We start from the raw sequence: 19119 nt of genomic DNA, 5'->3' as shown, positions 1-19119 counted from the left end.
TATAAATTTCTTATCTTTTAAATAGTAGTACAAAACCTCAAGTTTTGTGGTTTTATAAATTGATTAGCATAAGTGTCATAAAGAAAAATATAAAGAATAGAAAAAAAACTACATTTTGTGCGCCAGTCATTGCTTCCTGTATACTTTTGCCCATTAGCTTTTCCAAGTTTTCTTTAAACGTTAGTTTAAATTTCATTACACCTTTAAGGTATTCAGGCATTTCAATCCCTTTTTCAAACCAATCACAAATCATTTTGTAATCCATAGGGTTTAAATCTTCAAACGAAATTTTTGTTTTGCATTTGTTTTTTGCTAATAGTTCTTTTGCTTTATCTTTAAAAGTGTGTTCAAGAGCGTATTTCTTTGCCTTTTTAGGCATTGGGAGCGTTGATTGCAAGTTCATTCTTTGTTCCCACACTCGCACATATTTAGGAATATTATGATATGTTTTGTAAAGGATCTTTTCCGCTTTTTTATGATTCTTTGCGTAAATATCCATCCATTCTTTTGCCCACACTTCCGTATCTGTTAATTTGACGCCCTTTTTCAATTTTTCACGAACAAAATAGTTAATAGCTTGTTCTTGATCTATCACTTCTTTTCTTAACTGCATAGTCACACCTCGTCTAAGTTCTTTAATCTGTCTTTTTATTTAAAAAACAATCCTCATTCCCTTTGGAAAAATAAAAAACTCGACTTTAAATTCAGCCGAGTTACCCTTTACTCTATTCTTCTTTTTCTTCACCATAACCCTTATTTTTTCTCACTTCATTTTCTATCAATTCCAACTGTTGATACTGGTTGTGTATAAACCAAAACCCTAAAGCATCAAACAAAATTATTTTTCTAGAAAACATTCCATTCATAGTAGTATAAATAATTGGTAGAACAATAGGGAGTGTTATTAAAGACACCACAAAATAATCAATTATCTTTCGTTTTGTAATAACTGTCGCGCATAAGCCGAATATAAATATAAAAGTAAACCAATGTAGCATTTCTTCTATTTTAAATTTTGATTGGATAATAAGATATATACACATTACTGAAAGGAAGATATTTGCGGTCATATGAGTAATCGCAAACGTCTTTAATCTTTTCGCATCCATTCATATCCCTCCCTCTATGTAGGGAGCAATATAAATAATTTCTTAAAAAATTAAAGAAAACAAACTAAATTATATCTTAACTAGACAAAGCTAACTTACATTAGAACTTAGAGTTTCGGAGTGGACATAATGAAAAAATACATAACACCTTTCTTAGTACCTGTTTTTGTTCTCGTTTTTGCTATTAGTGCAGCGGCTTACAACCATTCAAACAACAAAAGCGAAAAAGTAGATAGTAACAAGCCGTACATTCGAAATTTATCAGAAATTCCTGCCGTTAAAAAACCTGTAAATCATATAGAAAAACAGTTTAAAACTGGAGATTATATTTTTTCCTATTCTACAGAAGGAGAAAGCACCTCTAAAACAATCAATTATTATTTTGGAGGATTTCAAAATGTAAAGTTTTTCTCTATTTATCCGCTAGTTTCTTCCGAAAACATAGGCAATATCCAACAATCTAATTACAACTTTTACGCCAAAAAGAACAAAATTATTAACTTACCGTATTCAGGTATAAAGCTAAGAATAATTTCTTATAACCTTGAAACCGACAGTATAGCCTTCCAAATATTAAAATAATTATCATATTATAAAGAGGAATTAAAACGTTTTGCGTGAATTGTGAATTAATAAGATTAGGAGGCGTTTCTAGTGAGAAATTTTACTTGGATTGCAGGTGTTGTGCTTGCAATCGTGTTCTTATTTACAAGAACCTCTGATGTCTTTTTAGGTTCCACATTCGCGTTTTATTTTCTAAACGGACTATCAATTTTTGTCTTAGCTGTGTTCTCTTATTTTTATTTCACGGTATTTGAGAACGTAGCAGTAGATCAATTACAAAGTATGCAAAAAACACCTTCTCTTACTTGGTTTGGGTGGTTTGCGCGTAATTTAACCGAATGGACAACCATTTTACTGGTATTTTCACCTTATCTGTTGATTTTGCTTAGTATTTCGAAAGGCATTTCTTTTTGGTTTCCGATTGTATCATTCACTCAAACCATTGCATTTGTATTTGTAATGCTTGTATGTATGTTTATGGTTTTTTTAGCCTTAACAGTTATCTACCATAAGATCGTTTCTAAAAAACGTGGTTACTTAGTATAATTTCAAAAGCCGTCTATATTTTTAGACGGCTTTTTTAAAATTCATATATGTATTTCTAAAGGATCTTCATTTAAAAATTCTTTTAAGACTTGCTCTCTAACCTTTTCCATTTCCATTAGAAAATTAAATTCTTTTTCTACAATCTCATAAGAACCATCTTCTTTTCTATTTCCGGAGATATATTTAGTATCCACCCATTTCCTAACAGTCTCAACGGGTACACCATAAGCGATAGCAACCTTTTTGTCGTTTACAAACATAACGTTTTCCTCCGCTCTTGTTATATGTATTATACTTTTGTTAAATGGTTTAATAGCCAATTTAAATTAATATATAAATACATTATTGGGCATTTAAAACCCTTCTAAACTAGAAAATTAATTAACGTAATTTATAAGAAAATGGTGACTGTGATGATTGAGGAACGGTTAAAGAAATTAATGAGCCTAGGTTGGAATATTATGATCCAATGCAAAGGGAAAGGCGAAGCGTATCAGCTAACTTATGAAGCATCTGCAAAGTTAGCAATTCCAAGGAAAGCTACTACTGAAGATTTATATCGTTCTATGGTTAAAATAGAGGCATTGGCCGATACGTTAGAAGAATTAGTAACTGCTCTAGAAAAGAAAATACTAAAACCTATAAGAAAGTAGCTCATATATCTTTCTTATTAAGACAACTCATCTCTTAAAAAGGCTCTATTACAAGAGCCTTTTTGTTTTACCTATTTTTATGATTTTTTATACCCTCACTAATTTGTCTTTGGTAAGTATCCCATTTTCTAATTAGTTCACTCCAGTTAGCATCTTCTTCTACAGTCACTACAGGAATAACAGAATACATTTCAGATTTAAAACTGTTAATTAGGTGCTTTTGACTTCCCTCTAAAAACGCAAAGGTAATAGAGCGGTTAGTTAACCCCGCTCCCTTCATAACACCTTTAAGATATAAGAGTGTTTTCTCATCGTAAGTTAGGATTGTTAGCTCTTTTTTCTCTTTTATAAACTGAGATACAAATTTACCAAGATTCTTTTCTTTCTTTTGACCGGATAGAAACCCTATAGATTCATTTTGCTGTTTATCATTATCTACTAACACAAAGCTTTTAGCTTCACTTGCTTTTTCGAATAAACGGTAATCCCCATAATCAAATATCGGTTTGGAACACGAAGTATACGAGTTAGGGTTATAAATCCACGTATTTTCACTTTCAGGTGGTAGCAAATCCTTCATTCCATCACTTAACCAGAACTGTACTCTTGAATCCTCTTTAAAACGCTCATATAGCCTTTTAAAGTAATCAGGTTGTCCATCTATCCCATACACGATTAAATGATCATATTCAGCCAATATGCGGTAACAACGACTTTCTAACTCGTCATATGTTTCTTCCTTCTGTTTTATTAATCCCAATTTCATAGCGTATTCCTTCACCAGTTCCTTATTATCCTCTACTAAACCTTTCAATTGTTTCTTGTATTCGAACATAAATATCCCCCTTAAATTACAGAAAATCTGTTGAGGAAGACCCCCAACAGATTACCCTTTAGCAATATTTGAAATATCAAAATGAAGTACATTCATACAATAATAATGTCTCAACTCAGCAAGGATTTCTTGGAACATTCCAGCCGCTTCTCTTTGGTACTCAACAAGCGGATTTGTTTGAGCATAAGCTCTTAAGTGAATACCCTCTTTTAGTTGCACTAATTGATCTAAATGCCTTACCCAAAACTGATCCAATAAGTCCATAAATATTGCTTTTTCAATTTGATTAATAATGTCATTGCCTATTGTTTCTCTATTCTTTCTATAACGAGTTAACGCCACTTTCACTACACTTTCTTCCACATCTTCTACTGTATCAAGATTAATTAAATTCTTTTCAACAGCCCCAATTAACTCATTTACAATCCAATTCATAATTTCCTCAGGTTCACCGTCATCGTATCGTTTACGAACTTCTTCGCAGATAAATTCCTCAATCATCTTCTCTGTGAATTCTTCCGTCTCAACGATATCCATTAGGTTAGTTCTCTCGTTATAAATAAATTTTCGTTGAAGATCCATTACTTCGTCATATTCTAATAAGTTTTTTCGGATATCGAAGTTCGAACCTTCCATTCTTTTTTGAGCACTACTAATGGCTCTTGCTACCATACGATCTTTAATAGGTTCTTCTTTAGGAAACTTTAATTTTATTGCTAAGTCCTTTATCTTTTGACCATTAAAGCGTTTAATCAAATCATCTTCTAGCGAAAGAATGAATTTACTGTAGCCTGGATCTCCTTGGCGACCAGAACGACCTTTTAATTGATTATCAACTCTACGACTTTCGTGTTTTTCTGTTCCTATAACAGCTAATCCACCTAGTTCTTTTACGTCATCACCTAGTTTAATATCGGTACCCCTACCAGCCATATTCGTTGCAATTGTAACTGCTCCTTTTTGACCGGCATTTGAAATAATTTCAGCTTCTCTTTCGTGATTTTTAGCATTTAGTACTTCGTGTTTAATGCCGTTCTTTGAAAATAAACCACTTAACCACTCATTATCCTCAATAGATGATGTCCCAACCAGTATCGGTTGACCTTTTTCGTGGCGCTCTTTTATTTCTCTAATAATAGCCTTTGCTTTTTCTTCTTTGTCTAAATAGATTTCATCATTATCATCTATACGCGCAATAGGGCGATGTGTAGGCACTACTAATACATCTAGGTTATAAATTTTCTGCAATTCTTCTTCTTCAGTTTTTGCTGTACCAGTCATACCCGCTATTTTCTTATACATACGGAAATAGTTTTGGATAGTTACAGTAGCAAGTGTCATTGTTTCATCTTTTATTTCTACACTCTCTTTTGCCTCAATTGCTTGATGCAATCCTTCACTAAACCTTCTACCATCCATAATACGTCCTGTGTTTTGGTCCACTAATACAACTTCTCCGTTACTTACTACATAATCCTTATCTTTAGTCATCGTAAAGTAAGCACGCAGCATTAAGTTTGTAGCACGTAAGTAACTTTGACTTTCTAGAGAGTACAAATCGTCAATCTTCCAGAAGTTTTGTACCTTTTCCATTCCCGCTTCTGTAAGCCAAACAGAGTTAGATTCTATGTTGTATTCATATTCATCATCTTTTAATAGACTAACTATCATTTTGGCTTGCTTATACAACCCTAAGTCCTCTTTCTTTTGCCCTGAGATAATTAGTGGTGTACGTGCTTCGTCAATTAGAATAGAATCAGCTTCATCAATTAAGACATAATCTAATCCGCTTTGTACTTGCTCGAATTTATTTTTAACCATATTATCACGTAAGTAATCAAAACCAAGCTCAGAAGCTGTACTATAAATAACATCCTTCTTGTAGATAGCTTTTTTCTCTTCCCCTGATAAACCTGAAACATTCAATCCTACAGATAATCCTAGGAATTCTAAGACCGGCCCAATTACACTTTTATCACGTTCTGCTAAATAGTCATTAGCCGTAACCAAATGCACTTTTGAGCCGTTTAGTGCTTCAAAATAGATAGCAAACAATGATACTAACGTCTTACCTTCCCCTGTCTTCATTTCCGCTACGTTGCCCTCTGATAGAATTAGACCACCTACTAATTGAACCGGATACGCTTCTAAACCTAATACACGTTTTGCAGCTTCCCTTGCTAGTGCATATGCTTCTATTTGTACCTGTTCCTCATTTTCACCATTTTTCAGTCGGTCCTTGAATTGTTGAGTTTGCGTTACAAAGGCAGAATCCTCAATATTACTAACTTGTGTATGCTGAGTAACAATTTTATCTGTTAATTTCATCATCTTTTTAATACGTTTATTATCAAAGTATTGTTGTAAACCCATTATGTCTCACCTTTCTTTAAAAAAAAGAAACCGCACAAAATATGCGGTTTACATTAATAATTCATAAACTTACCAATAGCTACACCAGTAATGGCAATAAAGTTTACAAAAATTAGACCCATCGTAAATGTCCATTGTTGATAGAAACCTAATTTAGTGCCCTTTACAATTTTCTTGAGTTGATCCAAGACTATATGTGCTCCCATACCTACTGCTAAACCAGCAAAAATATAAATAGGAAAAATTATTAAAACAAGTGCCCATACTCCAGCTTGAATCCAGCCGTTGTGAGTATATTCTTCTTTTGGAAGATAAAACAATGATATAACCCCAATAAAAATCCCTAAAAAATACGTAAGAGCGGGTTTTTCAATAGGAAACACAAAATACGAAGCCCACCCAATTAGAATTGAAAGCAGGATATAATACTTCTTCTCCATATCTAATTGCATCTCTATCCCTCACTTTTTCTCAATTTATCGAATATAACTTAAAAAAGTTTTCAAAAGTACCTTGTCCACAATATGTAAAAACACATATATTTTTATAAAAGATGAAGATAGAAAATAGTCAGGAATATTTTTCACCTTTTTCTTTAATAATTAAATAGTGAATATCCCCCTTAATACTTAATGTTCAATACATTGAAAAACTAGTGGTCTTGTAGCAAGGGTATTCACTTTAAATTTCTAAGGATAAATCATCAATTTTTGAATTAGGTTTATCGGAGGTTATTTAAATGAGAAAGTATTTTGGCACTGATGGTGTTCGAGGTGTAGCGAATGTAGAGCTTACTCCCGAATTAGCATTTAAGTTAGGTAAAAGCGCTGGTTATGTCTTAACCAAAAATATGAAAGAGCAGACAATGCGCCCTGCATTTGTAGTTGGGAGAGATACTAGAATATCGGGGTCTATGCTAGAAACAGCTTTAATATCAGGTCTTACTAGTTCAGGTGTAAATGTTATTCAATTAGGTATTGTTCCTACTCCTGCAGTAGCTTACATTACAAAACAATTGGCAAGCGGTGGAGTTATGATTTCAGCAAGCCATAATCCATACCAAGACAACGGTATTAAATTTTTTAATCAGGATGGGTATAAACTATTAGACGAAGTAGAATTAGAAATTGAGCACTATCTTGAAAGATTAGACGATATTCCGGTATGTGCCGGAGGAGACATCGGCACTATACTTTCCTACAAGAACGCTGCTAACTTTTATGTGGAATTTCTTAAAAACTCTATTTCAACAAGCCTAGAGGGATTAAACATTGTATTAGATTGTGCAAATGGAGCTGCAACTACTGTAGCCCCTACTCTATTTGAAAGCTTAGGAGCAACCGTTCACGTTTTATCCGCTTCACCAAATGGTGTAAATATTAACGTAGATTGTGGTTCTACACATCCTGAAGAGCTTCAAAGAAAAGTAGTAGAACTAGAAGCAGACTTAGGCTTAGCATTTGATGGTGATGCGGATCGTTTAATTGCTGTAGATGAAACAGGAGCAGTAGTGGATGGTGACCAAATTTTATATATTTGCGCCAAGGCATTGAGACTAAAAGGCAAATTGACTAATCAGACCGTTGTTTCTACTGTAATGAGTAACTTTGGCTTCCAAAAGGCTTTAAATGAACTAGGTGTTAACTCCGTTCAAACAAGCGTTGGAGATCGTTACGTACTAGAAGAAATGATGAAAAAAGGGTACACGCTAGGTGGAGAACAATCAGGACATATCATTTTCCTTGATTTAAACACTACTGGAGACGGCATTCTAAGCGCTTTGCAATTAGCTAGCATTGTAAAAGAATCCTCTATGTCTATTACAGAACTACTAAGTGGCTTTAAAAAATATCCTCAACAACTAGTTAATGTAAAAGTTAAGGATAAAAGAGCCTGGGAAAGCCATCCTGCTATTAGAAATGCAATTAAAGAAGCGGAGACTGTATTAGCAGATAACGGAAGAGTGTTAGTCAGGGCATCTGGTACTGAAAATCTTGTTCGTGTAATGGTTGAAGCAGATAGTAGTGAATTAGTTAATAAGCTTGTTAATTCTATAGCTAATGAAATACAAAAAAGCTAACGGGAAACACCGTTAGCTTTTTTATGACGCTTTGTCGTTAATTTCTTTAATTAAATTACCACGTTCTCTATTAATGAACTGAATGATTTTTTCAACATCTTGGCTATGCACATTATAGATTGTTGGTTCTTCGTTATTGTATATTTTAAATTCAATATTATTAGGAATTAACCTGCAATCTTTCTTTCTAACATTTACACGAACAGTAGGATTCTCAAGCTTTAATTTCTCCATTGTTTCCTTATCCCATTGTACTTTCAAAACAATTTCAGCCTTTTGTTGAGAGAGAAAAACACGAGAAAAACCAGTAATATTCATAAGAAGTTCCTCCTTGTTCCTTTTTTTAATTATATACTAAAATAAATAAAATGTAAATTCTAAATAGTCTGTCTAATACTAATTTATGCCACTTTCTATGAGATTTATGCATAAATTCGTAAAAAAAATAGTGATGTTTATACTAAAAAATATTCACCACTATTATTTCTTTTTTCAAGTTAAATTATGTAGGAATTAGTAGCTGCTTAAACGACCTTCGCTACACTTAGTGCATCGCTTTCCTTTTTTCTTCATACAACTTTCACAAATAAGGTATTCGCAAGAACTACACTCGTAAAATACTTCTTCTTCATCATCAAACTTTCTTTTACAATTATCACACATCATACTTTTAATCCCTCCTACCTTCTTTATATCGATATTTTTCTAATAAAATTAAAAAAATAAAAAAAGGTGCTATTAGCACCTTTTGAAACTAATTCATATAAACATAGCTACTTTACAATAGTTACTTATATCCCTTCAGAAAACTTCATATCTCTGCATAATATATAGTAACTTTGCATACTTCTGCATAAATGTTCATAATCAAAAATAATATTAATTTTAATTATAAACATTTATGAATTGTGTTACCGTTAATAAGCACTGTTTCTAATAAACAAAATTAACAAAATGCCCTATTAACTTCTAGTTTAAACGGTTTATAAATAAGTAACTCGTTTGTCTTTTAGCATTACTTTGTCAGCCTCAAATATATTTTCTTTAGATTCCCAATTAATAAAGTAGTCGGTCTTATATGGGTTATAATATGCTCTTTTACTTAAAGCTTCTTCAGTTAACCCTGAAAAAACCCCATCTATATATGCGTGTACACTCTTCCGCCTTATCTCTCTCACTTTCATTTGTCCCGATCTGTTAACTTTAAATTTAGCATTGGTTAATATTATGCCATTTCCGTGCGCAACTACCTTCCCTTTGTACTGACCTTCCAGCGAAACAATAGAAAAGAGATGAGTATGCAAATTGAAATAAACTCTTACTCGTTCACCAACCCCCAAACTTCTATCTTTGTATAATTGCAACACTATATCACCTTCTTATAAAGAAACACCTATATAACACATCCGACCATATATTAAATAAGTAGAACTGCAAGCTTTTTTACATTGTTTTTTTGATTACTAGTACTTTATAATCTTTTTAAATTTAATTCTTATAAAATTTAATTAAATTAAACGGAGTTTCAAGAAAGGGACACACTATGCAAGTTTTTTCAGTAACTTATTTAAAGAGCATTATGGAACGAGAAGATAAACGTATCGATTCTCTTATTTGCTCAGAAAACATTCCTCACGAAACCTACAGCGACGTAAGTTTTGAGAAAAACCTAGACTATGAAGTGTTGGGCATTAATTGGGTAAATGAATCTTTTGTTGTAATGAATGATTGGGGAGAAGTTGAAGAGATTCCTATAGGCGATCCTCGTTTTAAAATAGATAATTACATTCCTAATAAACAGTACCCTACAAACTTTTTACTTGGGGTTGGAATGAATCAAAAAAACCAGTGGCGCTGGTTTAAATAAGTACTTCTTTTTTAAGGTTTCTTCTATTACTAGACGAATGGTATTAGAAGAAACCTTTTTTAGGAGGAAACTTTATAATGAAACGCTTTTTTATTAAATTTTTAATCTTTATTATAGTGCTTGCAGCTGTAGCAGTCGGAGGCCTGAATTGGTTTAAAGGGAAATCCGCTGTGTCATCTGGTAGCATTGATATATCTACCGGCGCTTCTGTTCGACAAGTAGCAGATTTACTTGAAGCAAACGGAGTAATTGAGGATGCTAACGTGTTTTATTATTACATTCGCTTAAAACAGATTTATTGCAAAATGGCTCCTTGGAGTAATCAAAAATTTGATGTGTCATTTAAACCAGGGAAATTTGTATTAGATACAAGTGATTTTAATTCACTAATAGCAGAATTAAATGAAATAGACAATTCTACAAAAGAAGAAACTGCTGAACGGTATGTTACCATTCCGGAAGGAACAACTATTGAACAAATGAGCGAAATTTTATCCTCACGAAACATTGTAGATAAAGAAGCTTTTATACGTTTAGTAAACGATAAAGAATACTATAACGAATTAAGGAAAAAATATGCGTGGCTCCCCGCTTACAATTCACAAAAAATCGTTCAGTTAGAAGGATATCTACACGCAGATACTTACGACTTCCAAAAAAATACCCTTCCACATAAGATTATTGAGCAGATGCTAGATGAAACAAATAAATGGTATGTAGAAAATAAAGTGCAGATATTAGACACTGGCTATACTTTTGATCAACTTATTACTCTTGCTTCAGTAGTAGAGAAAGAATCTAAGTTTTCAGAGGATCGTCCCAAGGTAGCTCAAGTTTTTTATAATCGGTTAATCAAAGGAATGAAATTAGAAAGCGATATTACAGCAGCTTATGCTAATAGAGAACATAAAGTTTTTATGACTTATAGCGACATTGATACTGATTCCCCATATAACACCTACAAAACTCCTGGACTACCACTAGGTCCAATTAATGCTCCAAGTACCGAATCTCTTACAGCCACTTTGCACCCAACAGGCTCACATTTTAAGGCAATTTACTTCTACGCTCGACCAAACGGACAGACTTTTTATGCCGAAACATTTGAGGAACACGAAGTAAACAGAAAAAAATACGAAAATGAATGGCTTGAATTAACAAAATAATAAAAGACGGCATAGCCGTTTTTTATTTTGACCAAAAAAAACAAATGCTTTAACTTGCATTTTTTTATTCAAATTATTAGATTTTAAGACGAAATTACACTATTATCACAAAAACTTCTCAGAAGGAGGCGTTTATTTTGGAAAAACGTTATCATACTGGCACGTTCTTAGTTAACAAGGAGTCAGTGGTTGTTTCGGTTAACCCGTATATTTGCCATTTAACAAACAAATTAGAATCGGATATTTTACTTCAACCTATCGAGCACTTATTTTGTTCCGAACAAGACTCTCTTCTACACGCAAGTGGAAAACACATACCAGTATTCTTTGAAAAGAGCAGAATTATCATTGCCGAGGAAGAATTTTTACTATACATTGTATGGAATGAAGACTTAGAGATAGAGAATCATCCTATTTATAGAACAATTACAGACCATACAAATGATATGATTTCTATAATTGACTCCTCAACTCGTATATTCTTCTCTTCTCCATCCCATCAAACGTACTTAGATCAATCCCCTTCTCTATTTGATAAAAAATCTTTCTTAGAGTTTATTCACGAAGATGACCACCCAGTAATTGCACATATTATTAACGGTGTTTTTGAGAAAAATGAAAAGCATACAATTAACTTCCGTATTAAAGGTTCTGGAGAATATATAGTAGTTAAAGGAAGCTTTAATCCTGTTATAGGCAAGAATAATGAGGTGCAGTATGTTGTCATTGTAATGAGAGATATTCATATACAAAACAAAGATGTGGAGAATGTGGTGGAGCGCGAACAGAGATTCAAATCTTTATTCGATCAGAATCCAGACTTTGTATTTAGTTTAGACTTAGATTTTTGTTTTACGGATATTAATGACGCGATGCTTGATGCCACTGGATTCACAAGAAACGAAATTATGGATAGACCTTTCAGTACGCTAATTACACCAGATTACTTTAGTAAAACTGTAGTAAGTCTTTTAGAGGTTAAAAATGGCATTAGAAAAACATACGACACGGTAATGATTAAGAAACAAGGAAATCCAATTTTTGTATCACTATCCCTATTCCCTATCTTTGTGCACAACAAATTAGTTGGAATTCACGGTATTGCAAAGGATATAAGTAAGAAAAAAGAGTACGAAAAAAGAATTTATCAGTTAGCATATACAGATACGTTAACTAATTTACCAAATAGGGCAAAATTCCAAAAAGAGATTATTAACATATACCGAAAAATGAAGGAAGAAAATAAAAAATTTGCCCTTTTATTCTTTGATATTGATAATTTCAAAGATGTTAATGATAGCTTAGGGCATTTTGCAGGAGATGAGTTGTTAAAAAACACAGCTAGTAGAATAAAGTCATTGTTACCACAACACTGCCATCTCTTTAGAATGAGCGGCGATGAGTTTACAGTTATTATTGAAAAATTTCATCGCAAAAACGAGTTAACAGAAATAGCTAAGATTATTTTAGAAGGGTTTAAAGAGACTTTTGAAATAGAAGGACACGAAATTCTAATTTCTTCATCAATTGGTATCGCAACATATCCAGAAGACACCCTTAATACAGATGATTTGGTTAGATATGCGGACTCAGCAATGTATTTTTCAAAGCAAAGAGGGAAAAATTTTTATAGTTTCTTTAACGAGACAATGATTAAGAAACAAAGCGAACAATTTCATCTTAACGGAAGTCTTAGGAAAGCCATAGACAATAATGAATTCCGCCTACATTATCAACCTATTATTGATGCGCATACAGGCACCATTACTTCAGCCGAAGCATTAATTCGTTGGTATTCTCCTGAACAAGGAATAATCTCACCAGGTATATTTATTCCTTTAGCAGAAGTCTCAGGGTTTATTCACTCTTTAGGAACTTGGGTAATTCAGGAAGCTTGTAGACAACTTAAAGAATGGATATCAAAAGGTTATCAGGTAGTCCCAATTAGTATAAATGTATCAGGCAAACAATTTGACCGCCAAGACGTATATCGAAATATACAAAGAAATCTAAAGAAATTCGGATTAGATCCTAGACTGCTAATTATAGAGGTAACGGAAACAGTAGCAATGAAGAAAAAACAGAATGTGTTAAATGTATTAGATAAATTAAAGGCTTTAGGCTGTGGATTAGCAATTGATGATTTTGGATCAGGCTACTCCTCTCTCTCTTATTTAAAGGACTTTCCAGTTAATCGATTAAAAATGGACAAATCATTTACAGATAGTATTCTTACTGACGACAAAATGAAACAGGTTGTACAAATTATAATAGACCTGGGACACGTTCTAGACTTAGAGGTGATTGCTGAGGGTGTGGAAACAGAAGATGAGCTTAAGATTTTAAAGTCAATTGGTACAGATGGTATTCAAGGGTTTTTCTTCTCAAAGCCTTTACCAACAGAGGAATTTGAAACAACTTATTTTAAAAAATAAAAATCATTATTCTAAGTTTAAATATAAAACCTAAATTATTTCATTTTACTCCATAAATGTTTTTAATAAGCGAGGTGTTTTATGAACAGAAAAATAAAAGAAAAATGGGACACAGCTGCTTTTGAATTGGCAAAGCAAATAAAAAAAGATGATAAGCCTTACCCTTATTCATATATGGTATTAAGCGCAGCAACTATTATAGAAATATTTTATTCAGCAATTTATTCAGTTAAAGAGGATGACTTTCCTTTCTCTACAAAAACTCAATACGAGAAAAAGTTAAAAGAAATTAAACCCCACCAGATGAAGTCATTATTTGTGTTTTTTCTATTAGACTATTTTGCTTTTTTAAAATTTGAAATGCATCCAGATTTTTTTGATGCATTCCCGTTAAGTTATGAAGACTTAGTAAACGACTTTAAAGAAGCGTTTAAAGGTTATCCATCCGAACTTGCCTTACTCGAGAAAACTATTAGTGAGTTTGAAAAACCATATCATTCTAGAACTTTTTTACAGAGAACAGGTTTACCCAAACAACAAGATGATTCTTTTTTGGTGCACACCTTAAATGAATTGAAATTTGAATTGTTTCACCAGTTCAATAAGAATATCGCAAGAATAGTTAACCTTTCCAACAGAAAAGCAGGTGGAAATAATGTCTAAATGCTGTGAAAACTGTGCTCTTTATAATCCTAAAAATAGCAAAGAAGGCTACTGTGAGTATTGGAGACAGATCGTTGAAGAGACAGACTATTGTGTAGAGTACAAATGAAAAAGAAAGGTATACATTGTGTATACCTTTCTTTTCGTGTAGTTTATATTTCAATGCTACAAAAAATACGGTAAGATTTTTTTCGTGGTTTTTTTGTACTCTTTATATTCCTCACCAAAGAAGGCTTCAAGTTCCCTTTCTTCTATTTTAATCTGAATCAAAAAAACAATGATAGAAAAAAATATTATAAGTAGTAAGAAAAGCCAGTTTAAAAGAGCAATCCCTAATCCCCATAAAGAAATCATAAACCCAGTATAGCAAGGATGACGGACTAATTTAAAAGGTCCTGTTTGAATTAATTGAGGTTTTTCCTGAACTTGAAGAGTTGCCACATATGAACCTCCCATAATGTGTATACTATGCTGTCTAATCGCTACCCCAATAGCTATTATTAAAATTCCTACCCAAAAAATCCACCTATACTCCTTACCCAAGCTACCCAAATTACGTTCATATATTAATATAGAAGAAACACAAAACATTAAGATTAAGACTGAAAATAACGACAAAGCTTTTCTGTCATTCTTTTTCGGTCTTTTATCTCGTTTAAATAATACTCTGTACTCAATAATCACCCACAATAATAAACAAATACCTAATAGGTTGTGCTCTAATTGTGATGGGAAATTTAACATAGTCAATACTCACCTACTTTTTGCTAAACATCTATACTTTATGGATATCTTTTATAGCCCCTTCAAACAAATAAAAACAGGTCTTTTAAAGACCTGTTCTCAAGCACATTATATTTTTTTATTTCTTTATAATCGCTTTACCACTGTTGTATTCAGGAATGTCATTTAAGAACCTTAACAAATCACCATATATCACTTGGTTTGAGAAAGTTAGATCAAGCTTAGCTTTTTCAATACCATCTTTACAAGCATATAGTTTAGTTCTGTTACCGGTATACTTGTCATAACAAACGCCGTTTTTATATACTACGTCACTTGTCGAAAACGCCCCGTCCCTTTCCACTACAAAACTAGGTCTTTCCGCAGATAGTAGATCCTGTCCAAATGTAATTGGGTTAGGTTCTTTAATACCTAATAAATTTAAAATTGTAGGTCTTATATCTACTTGCCCAGAAACTTTGCTAATTACTTTATTATCAGTGTAACCTGGAATATGTATAAACATTGGTGTACGTTGCAACTGAAATGATTCAAAGTCGTTTATTTTTTTCCCAAGAAGCATTCCCATTGAACGATTGTGATTTTCAGAAATTCCAAAGTGGTCGCCGTATGCGATAATTATTAAATTTTCATATAAACCAGAGGCCTTTAATTCTTCTATAAATTCTTTAAATGCCTCATCCATATAACGCACAGTTTGGAAGTAGCGATTTAGAGTTTGACTTGGAAAGTTTCCGGCTTCTATAAATTTATCTTCATCATCTAGTACAAAAGGATAATGATTAGTTAATGTAATTAATTTTGTATAGAATGGTTGAGGGAATTCAGACATATGAGTTACAGATTGTGCAAAGAAGTCTCTGTCCTTTAAACCCCATCCAATAGAATTATCCTTAGTTACATTATAAGAGTCTTTATCAAAAAATTTATCATAACCAAAGTTAGGGTAAACCACATCCCTATTCCAGAAAGAACTATCATTAGCGTGTTGAACTGAAGTGAAATAACCATTCTCCTTTAGAACCTTTGGCAAAGCATAATATTTATTTTGGCCGTGTGTAAAAAATACTGCACCCCTATCTAAAGGGTATAAAGAGTTTTCAAGTAGAAACTCCGAATCAGAAGTACGCCCTTGTCCAACTTGATGATAAAAGTTATCAAAATAGATACTTTCGTTTTTGAATTGGTTCAAAAACGGTGTAATTACCTGTCCGTTTAATTCTCTATCTATAACAAAACTTTGTAAGCTTTCCATAGAGACAACAATTACATTTTTTCCTTCTGCTATTGACGTAAAGTTTTTATTAACCGTCTTATTTTTGGATTTTATGTAATCATATACCGGAGTAATCTCGCTGCTACTTGCCATAGCGCGTTGAGCATTCGTTCTACTTTGAATAAAGGCATCATAAATATGAAAGTTATATATCCCTATATTTTTAACTAATATTTGTCGATCAAACGTTCTTGATAATAGATCAGGTCTCTCTTTTTCAGCTAACCCTATATTTAATAGAAAAATAACAATCGCCCCGTAAATAAACACGCTCGCCTGACGTTTTTTCCAATTTACTGATTCTTTCTTTTTAAACCAAATTAAAAGAATAAACAATGCAATAACATCTATCCAGTAAAAAATATCAGTCCATTCAAATATACTCGCAATACTTCCTTTTAAATCACCTGCATTACTCGTTTGCATCAACACAGGTATAGTAATAAAATCATTTAACTCACGGTAATAGAGCACATTCGCAAAAAGAACAAAAGTACCAAGAAAATATGAAACTAAAATACCCCAGTTTCTAAATAACATTCCTATCCCTAGTAATAATAGAATGCTACTTAGAGGATTAAAATCCAAAATGAAATTTTGGGCATTATTTTCAATCTCTAAATGAAACACTTTACTTTGAACGTAATTTGTCTTAGTCCACAAAAGCCCAATATATATAATAATAATTAGTAACTTACTGCTTAACCTCCGCATAAACCCTCCTCATACTTTTACCATTTTATGTTTATGGAAAAACATACTTATTCTCTTCTTTTTTATTTCAAAAAACAACCCTTGTATTATTTAATATGAAATTTTAAAAGCACAAAAAAAGGAACCTAGATAAAGTTTCAAGTTCCTTTTAAAAGCATTATTTTTTCTATTTAATTGCAAGAGATTACTAACTCTGCATAACACATATTTTTTGTGCATAAATGTTATGCAAAGTTCAGCCTGTTTACTAAATGAAGTTGCTTAAACTTAAGAAATTAATTCTTTTACAATTTCCATATCATCAAAATGAATTGTTCTATCATTAAGTATTTGATATGTTTCGTGACCTTTACCAGCAATAATTACAATATCTCCGGCCGATGCAATTTCTATAGCTTTTTTAATAGCATCTTTTCGGTCATCTACAATTTCATATAAACCTGATGTTTTTGTTATGCCTTCTTCAATATTTCTAATAATACCCATTGGGTGTTCTGTCCTTGGATTATCTGAGGTAATTATAGTGAAGTCTGATAAATCACCAGAGATACGTCCCATTAACGAACGCTTACTTTTATCCCTATCGCCACCACACCCAAATACAGTAATTAAACGTTTTGGTTTAAACTCTTTTGCAGTAGTCAACACATTTTCTAGAGCATCTGGTGTATGCGCATAATCTACTACTACAGAAAAGCTACTCTTTGTTTGAACACTCTCAAACCTTCCTTTAGCTCCCCTAATATTTCTCAATGCCTTAATAATAATCTCCATAGAAACACCTGAGCTGAGAGTTGCACCGATAGCTGCCAATGCATTGTAAACATTAAATTTTCCTGGTAGATTTATAGCTACGTCATATGTATTTTCTAAATGCTTAACTTTAAATTTGCTTCCGGATGGATTCAAGTGCAAATCAAATGCTTTTAAATCAGCTTCTGTGTCTATTCCATACGTTGTAACTTTCACATTTTCATTTTTTTGTTTTCTTTCTCTCATAGTTTGAACGTACTCACGTCCAACCAGATCATCAATATTTATCACCCCAACTTCACAAAGTTTAAAAAGTTTTAGTTTTGAATTTTTATAATTTTCCATAGTCCTGTGAAAATCTAAGTGATCTTCTGTTAGATTTGTAAACACACCTATATTGATTTGACAATCATCTACTCTATGCTGATCTAATCCAATTGAGGTGACTTCCATAGCTACGGTAGACACATTTACTTTACACATCTCTCCTAGAATCATTTGAAGTTCTAATGAGTCAGGAGTTGTTGGAGTAGTTTTTTCTAAATTTAATGGCACATTGTTAACTTCCATACCAATTGTCCCGATTACCCCAACCATCTCTTTGTTGCTCTGAAGTATTTCAGACACTAGATAGGAGATAGAGGTTTTTCCATTAGTGCCTGTTATGCCAATAACATTTAGCGAATGAGAAGGATGATTATAAAAGTTACTTGATATACCTGATAGTGCTTTCCTCGAATTTTCCACCTTAATTACTGTAATTTCGGAATTGGGAGTCTCTATCTCCCTCTCTACTATTAAAGCAACTGCTCCTTTCTCTAAAGCCTCGTTAATAAAATTGTGGCTATCATAATTCCCTCCACTCTGACAGACAAAAAGTGCTCCCTTTTTGACTTTTCTGGAATCATAAGCAATATTAGTAATTTCTTCTTCACTTCCAGTTTGTATTTCTTTGAATCTTATTCCACTAAGTAATTGATTTATATTCATTTCTTAATAGCTCCTCTAACTGTTTTTAGCATTATATTTTTTGTGTTTAAATAAATCATTAGTTAAATCTTTAATATTTTTATACAATTAACAATTACTCAATAATAATTAATAATTAATCAGTAAAACAATTATTATTAATCCCCAATCAATAATTGAACAATAATCTCCAATAACAATCAATTAGACACTAATTAATTGCAATAGAACATTTAACGTTATAATAATCAATAATTAAGAAGAATTTATTGGAAAAATAGCTAGAAGCAGCACAATAAACTTTTTTATTGCTTTTGATTGTTAAGACGAAAAATTAAATTATATAGCAGAGATCTTTCTATACAAAACAAA

Annotated in this window: 19 protein-coding genes; 8 read left to right on the top strand and 11 right to left on the bottom strand. The window is 32.3% G+C overall.

Annotated features, from left to right (window positions below; translation table 11 throughout):
• Nucleotides 1-52: 52 nt before the first annotated feature.
• Both WKH56_RS05880 and WKH56_RS05875 read right to left on the bottom strand, forming a co-directional pair.
• Nucleotides 53-613 (bottom strand): hypothetical protein, encoded by a 561-nt coding sequence (locus WKH56_RS05880; RefSeq protein ID WP_342834850.1) that lies wholly within the window; start codon nucleotides 611-613, stop codon nucleotides 53-55.
• A 112-nt stretch (nucleotides 614-725) separates the two neighbouring features.
• Nucleotides 726-1109 carry a hypothetical protein gene (locus WKH56_RS05875; protein ID WP_342834849.1) on the bottom strand — a complete coding sequence of 128 codons (384 nt, stop codon included), beginning with the start codon at nucleotides 1107-1109 and terminating at the stop codon, nucleotides 726-728.
• 129 nt (nucleotides 1110-1238) lie between these two features.
• On the opposite strand from WKH56_RS05875, the gene WKH56_RS05870 reads away from it, so the two are divergent.
• The gene (locus WKH56_RS05870) at nucleotides 1239-1691 is read left to right on the top strand and encodes a hypothetical protein (RefSeq protein WP_342834848.1); all 453 of its coding nucleotides are present in this window, start codon (nucleotides 1239-1241) and stop codon (nucleotides 1689-1691) included.
• A gap of 72 nt (nucleotides 1692-1763) precedes the next feature.
• Nucleotides 1764-2219, top strand: coding sequence for a hypothetical protein (locus tag WKH56_RS05865; protein WP_171778880.1), 456 nt, complete (start codon nucleotides 1764-1766; stop codon nucleotides 2217-2219).
• 41 nt (nucleotides 2220-2260) lie between these two features.
• Here the strand turns inward: WKH56_RS05865 and WKH56_RS05860 are convergent, their stop codons facing one another.
• The gene (locus WKH56_RS05860) at nucleotides 2261-2479 is read right to left on the bottom strand and encodes a hypothetical protein (protein WP_342834847.1); all 219 of its coding nucleotides are present in this window, start codon (nucleotides 2477-2479) and stop codon (nucleotides 2261-2263) included.
• Nucleotides 2480-2680: 201 nt separating this feature from the next.
• Here WKH56_RS05860 and WKH56_RS05855 point away from each other — a divergent pair, with 201 nt between their 5' ends.
• Nucleotides 2681-2872, top strand: a complete 192-nt coding sequence (locus WKH56_RS05855) for a hypothetical protein (protein WP_342834846.1) — start codon at nucleotides 2681-2683, stop codon at nucleotides 2870-2872.
• A gap of 67 nt (nucleotides 2873-2939) precedes the next feature.
• Here the strand turns inward: WKH56_RS05855 and WKH56_RS05850 are convergent, their stop codons facing one another.
• The 3 genes from WKH56_RS05850 to WKH56_RS05840 are packed head-to-tail and all read right to left on the bottom strand — an operon-like array spanning nucleotide 2940 to nucleotide 6532.
• Nucleotides 2940-3707, bottom strand: coding sequence for a hypothetical protein (locus tag WKH56_RS05850; RefSeq protein WP_342834845.1), 768 nt, complete (start codon nucleotides 3705-3707; stop codon nucleotides 2940-2942).
• Between the two features lie 51 nt (nucleotides 3708-3758).
• On the bottom strand, nucleotides 3759-6080 hold the full coding sequence (gene secA, locus WKH56_RS05845; protein ID WP_342834844.1) for a preprotein translocase subunit SecA: 2322 nt from the start codon (nucleotides 6078-6080) through the stop codon (nucleotides 3759-3761).
• 53 nt (nucleotides 6081-6133) lie between these two features.
• A complete protein-coding gene (locus WKH56_RS05840; protein ID WP_316910731.1) occupies nucleotides 6134-6532 on the bottom strand; it encodes a hypothetical protein in 399 nt (132 codons plus the stop codon).
• A 287-nt stretch (nucleotides 6533-6819) separates the two neighbouring features.
• On the opposite strand from WKH56_RS05840, the gene glmM reads away from it, so the two are divergent.
• Nucleotides 6820-8160 carry a phosphoglucosamine mutase gene (glmM, locus tag WKH56_RS05835; RefSeq protein ID WP_342834843.1) on the top strand — a complete coding sequence of 447 codons (1341 nt, stop codon included), beginning with the start codon at nucleotides 6820-6822 and terminating at the stop codon, nucleotides 8158-8160.
• 21 nt (nucleotides 8161-8181) lie between these two features.
• Here glmM and WKH56_RS05830 read toward each other — a convergent pair whose 3' ends face one another.
• Both WKH56_RS05830 and WKH56_RS05825 read right to left on the bottom strand, forming a co-directional pair.
• A complete protein-coding gene (locus tag WKH56_RS05830) occupies nucleotides 8182-8478 on the bottom strand; it encodes a hypothetical protein (RefSeq protein WP_316910733.1) in 297 nt (98 codons plus the stop codon).
• 665 nt (nucleotides 8479-9143) lie between these two features.
• Nucleotides 9144-9524 (bottom strand): hypothetical protein, encoded by a 381-nt coding sequence (locus WKH56_RS05825; RefSeq protein ID WP_342834842.1) that lies wholly within the window; start codon nucleotides 9522-9524, stop codon nucleotides 9144-9146.
• Nucleotides 9525-9739: 215 nt separating this feature from the next.
• Here WKH56_RS05825 and WKH56_RS05820 point away from each other — a divergent pair, with 215 nt between their 5' ends.
• The 4 genes from WKH56_RS05820 (at nucleotide 9740) to WKH56_RS05805 (ending at nucleotide 14291) form a co-directional block, all read left to right on the top strand.
• Nucleotides 9740-10027 (top strand): hypothetical protein, encoded by a 288-nt coding sequence (locus WKH56_RS05820; RefSeq protein WP_342834841.1) that lies wholly within the window; start codon nucleotides 9740-9742, stop codon nucleotides 10025-10027.
• Nucleotides 10028-10104: 77 nt separating this feature from the next.
• On the top strand, nucleotides 10105-11193 hold the full coding sequence (gene mltG, locus WKH56_RS05815; RefSeq protein WP_342834840.1) for an endolytic transglycosylase MltG: 1089 nt from the start codon (nucleotides 10105-10107) through the stop codon (nucleotides 11191-11193).
• A 137-nt stretch (nucleotides 11194-11330) separates the two neighbouring features.
• A complete protein-coding gene (locus tag WKH56_RS05810) occupies nucleotides 11331-13628 on the top strand; it encodes a sensor domain-containing protein (protein WP_342834839.1) in 2298 nt (765 codons plus the stop codon).
• A gap of 81 nt (nucleotides 13629-13709) precedes the next feature.
• On the top strand, nucleotides 13710-14291 hold the full coding sequence (locus WKH56_RS05805) for a hypothetical protein (protein ID WP_342834838.1): 582 nt from the start codon (nucleotides 13710-13712) through the stop codon (nucleotides 14289-14291).
• A gap of 165 nt (nucleotides 14292-14456) precedes the next feature.
• Here WKH56_RS05805 and WKH56_RS05800 read toward each other — a convergent pair whose 3' ends face one another.
• From WKH56_RS05800 to WKH56_RS05790, 3 genes are all read right to left on the bottom strand, one after another.
• Nucleotides 14457-15035, bottom strand: coding sequence for a methyltransferase family protein (locus tag WKH56_RS05800; protein WP_342834837.1), 579 nt, complete (start codon nucleotides 15033-15035; stop codon nucleotides 14457-14459).
• A gap of 118 nt (nucleotides 15036-15153) precedes the next feature.
• A complete protein-coding gene (locus WKH56_RS05795) occupies nucleotides 15154-17025 on the bottom strand; it encodes an LTA synthase family protein (protein ID WP_342834836.1) in 1872 nt (623 codons plus the stop codon).
• Between the two features lie 267 nt (nucleotides 17026-17292).
• Complete coding sequence (locus WKH56_RS05790; protein WP_342834835.1) at nucleotides 17293-18768, bottom strand: UDP-N-acetylmuramoyl-L-alanyl-D-glutamate--2,6-diaminopimelate ligase; 1476 nt, start codon at nucleotides 18766-18768, stop codon at nucleotides 17293-17295.
• Between the last annotated feature and the right edge of the window lie 351 nt (nucleotides 18769-19119).

This window comes from Priestia sp. SB1, assembly GCF_038898415.1.
This window is presented reverse-complemented; position numbering and strand designations above follow the sequence as displayed.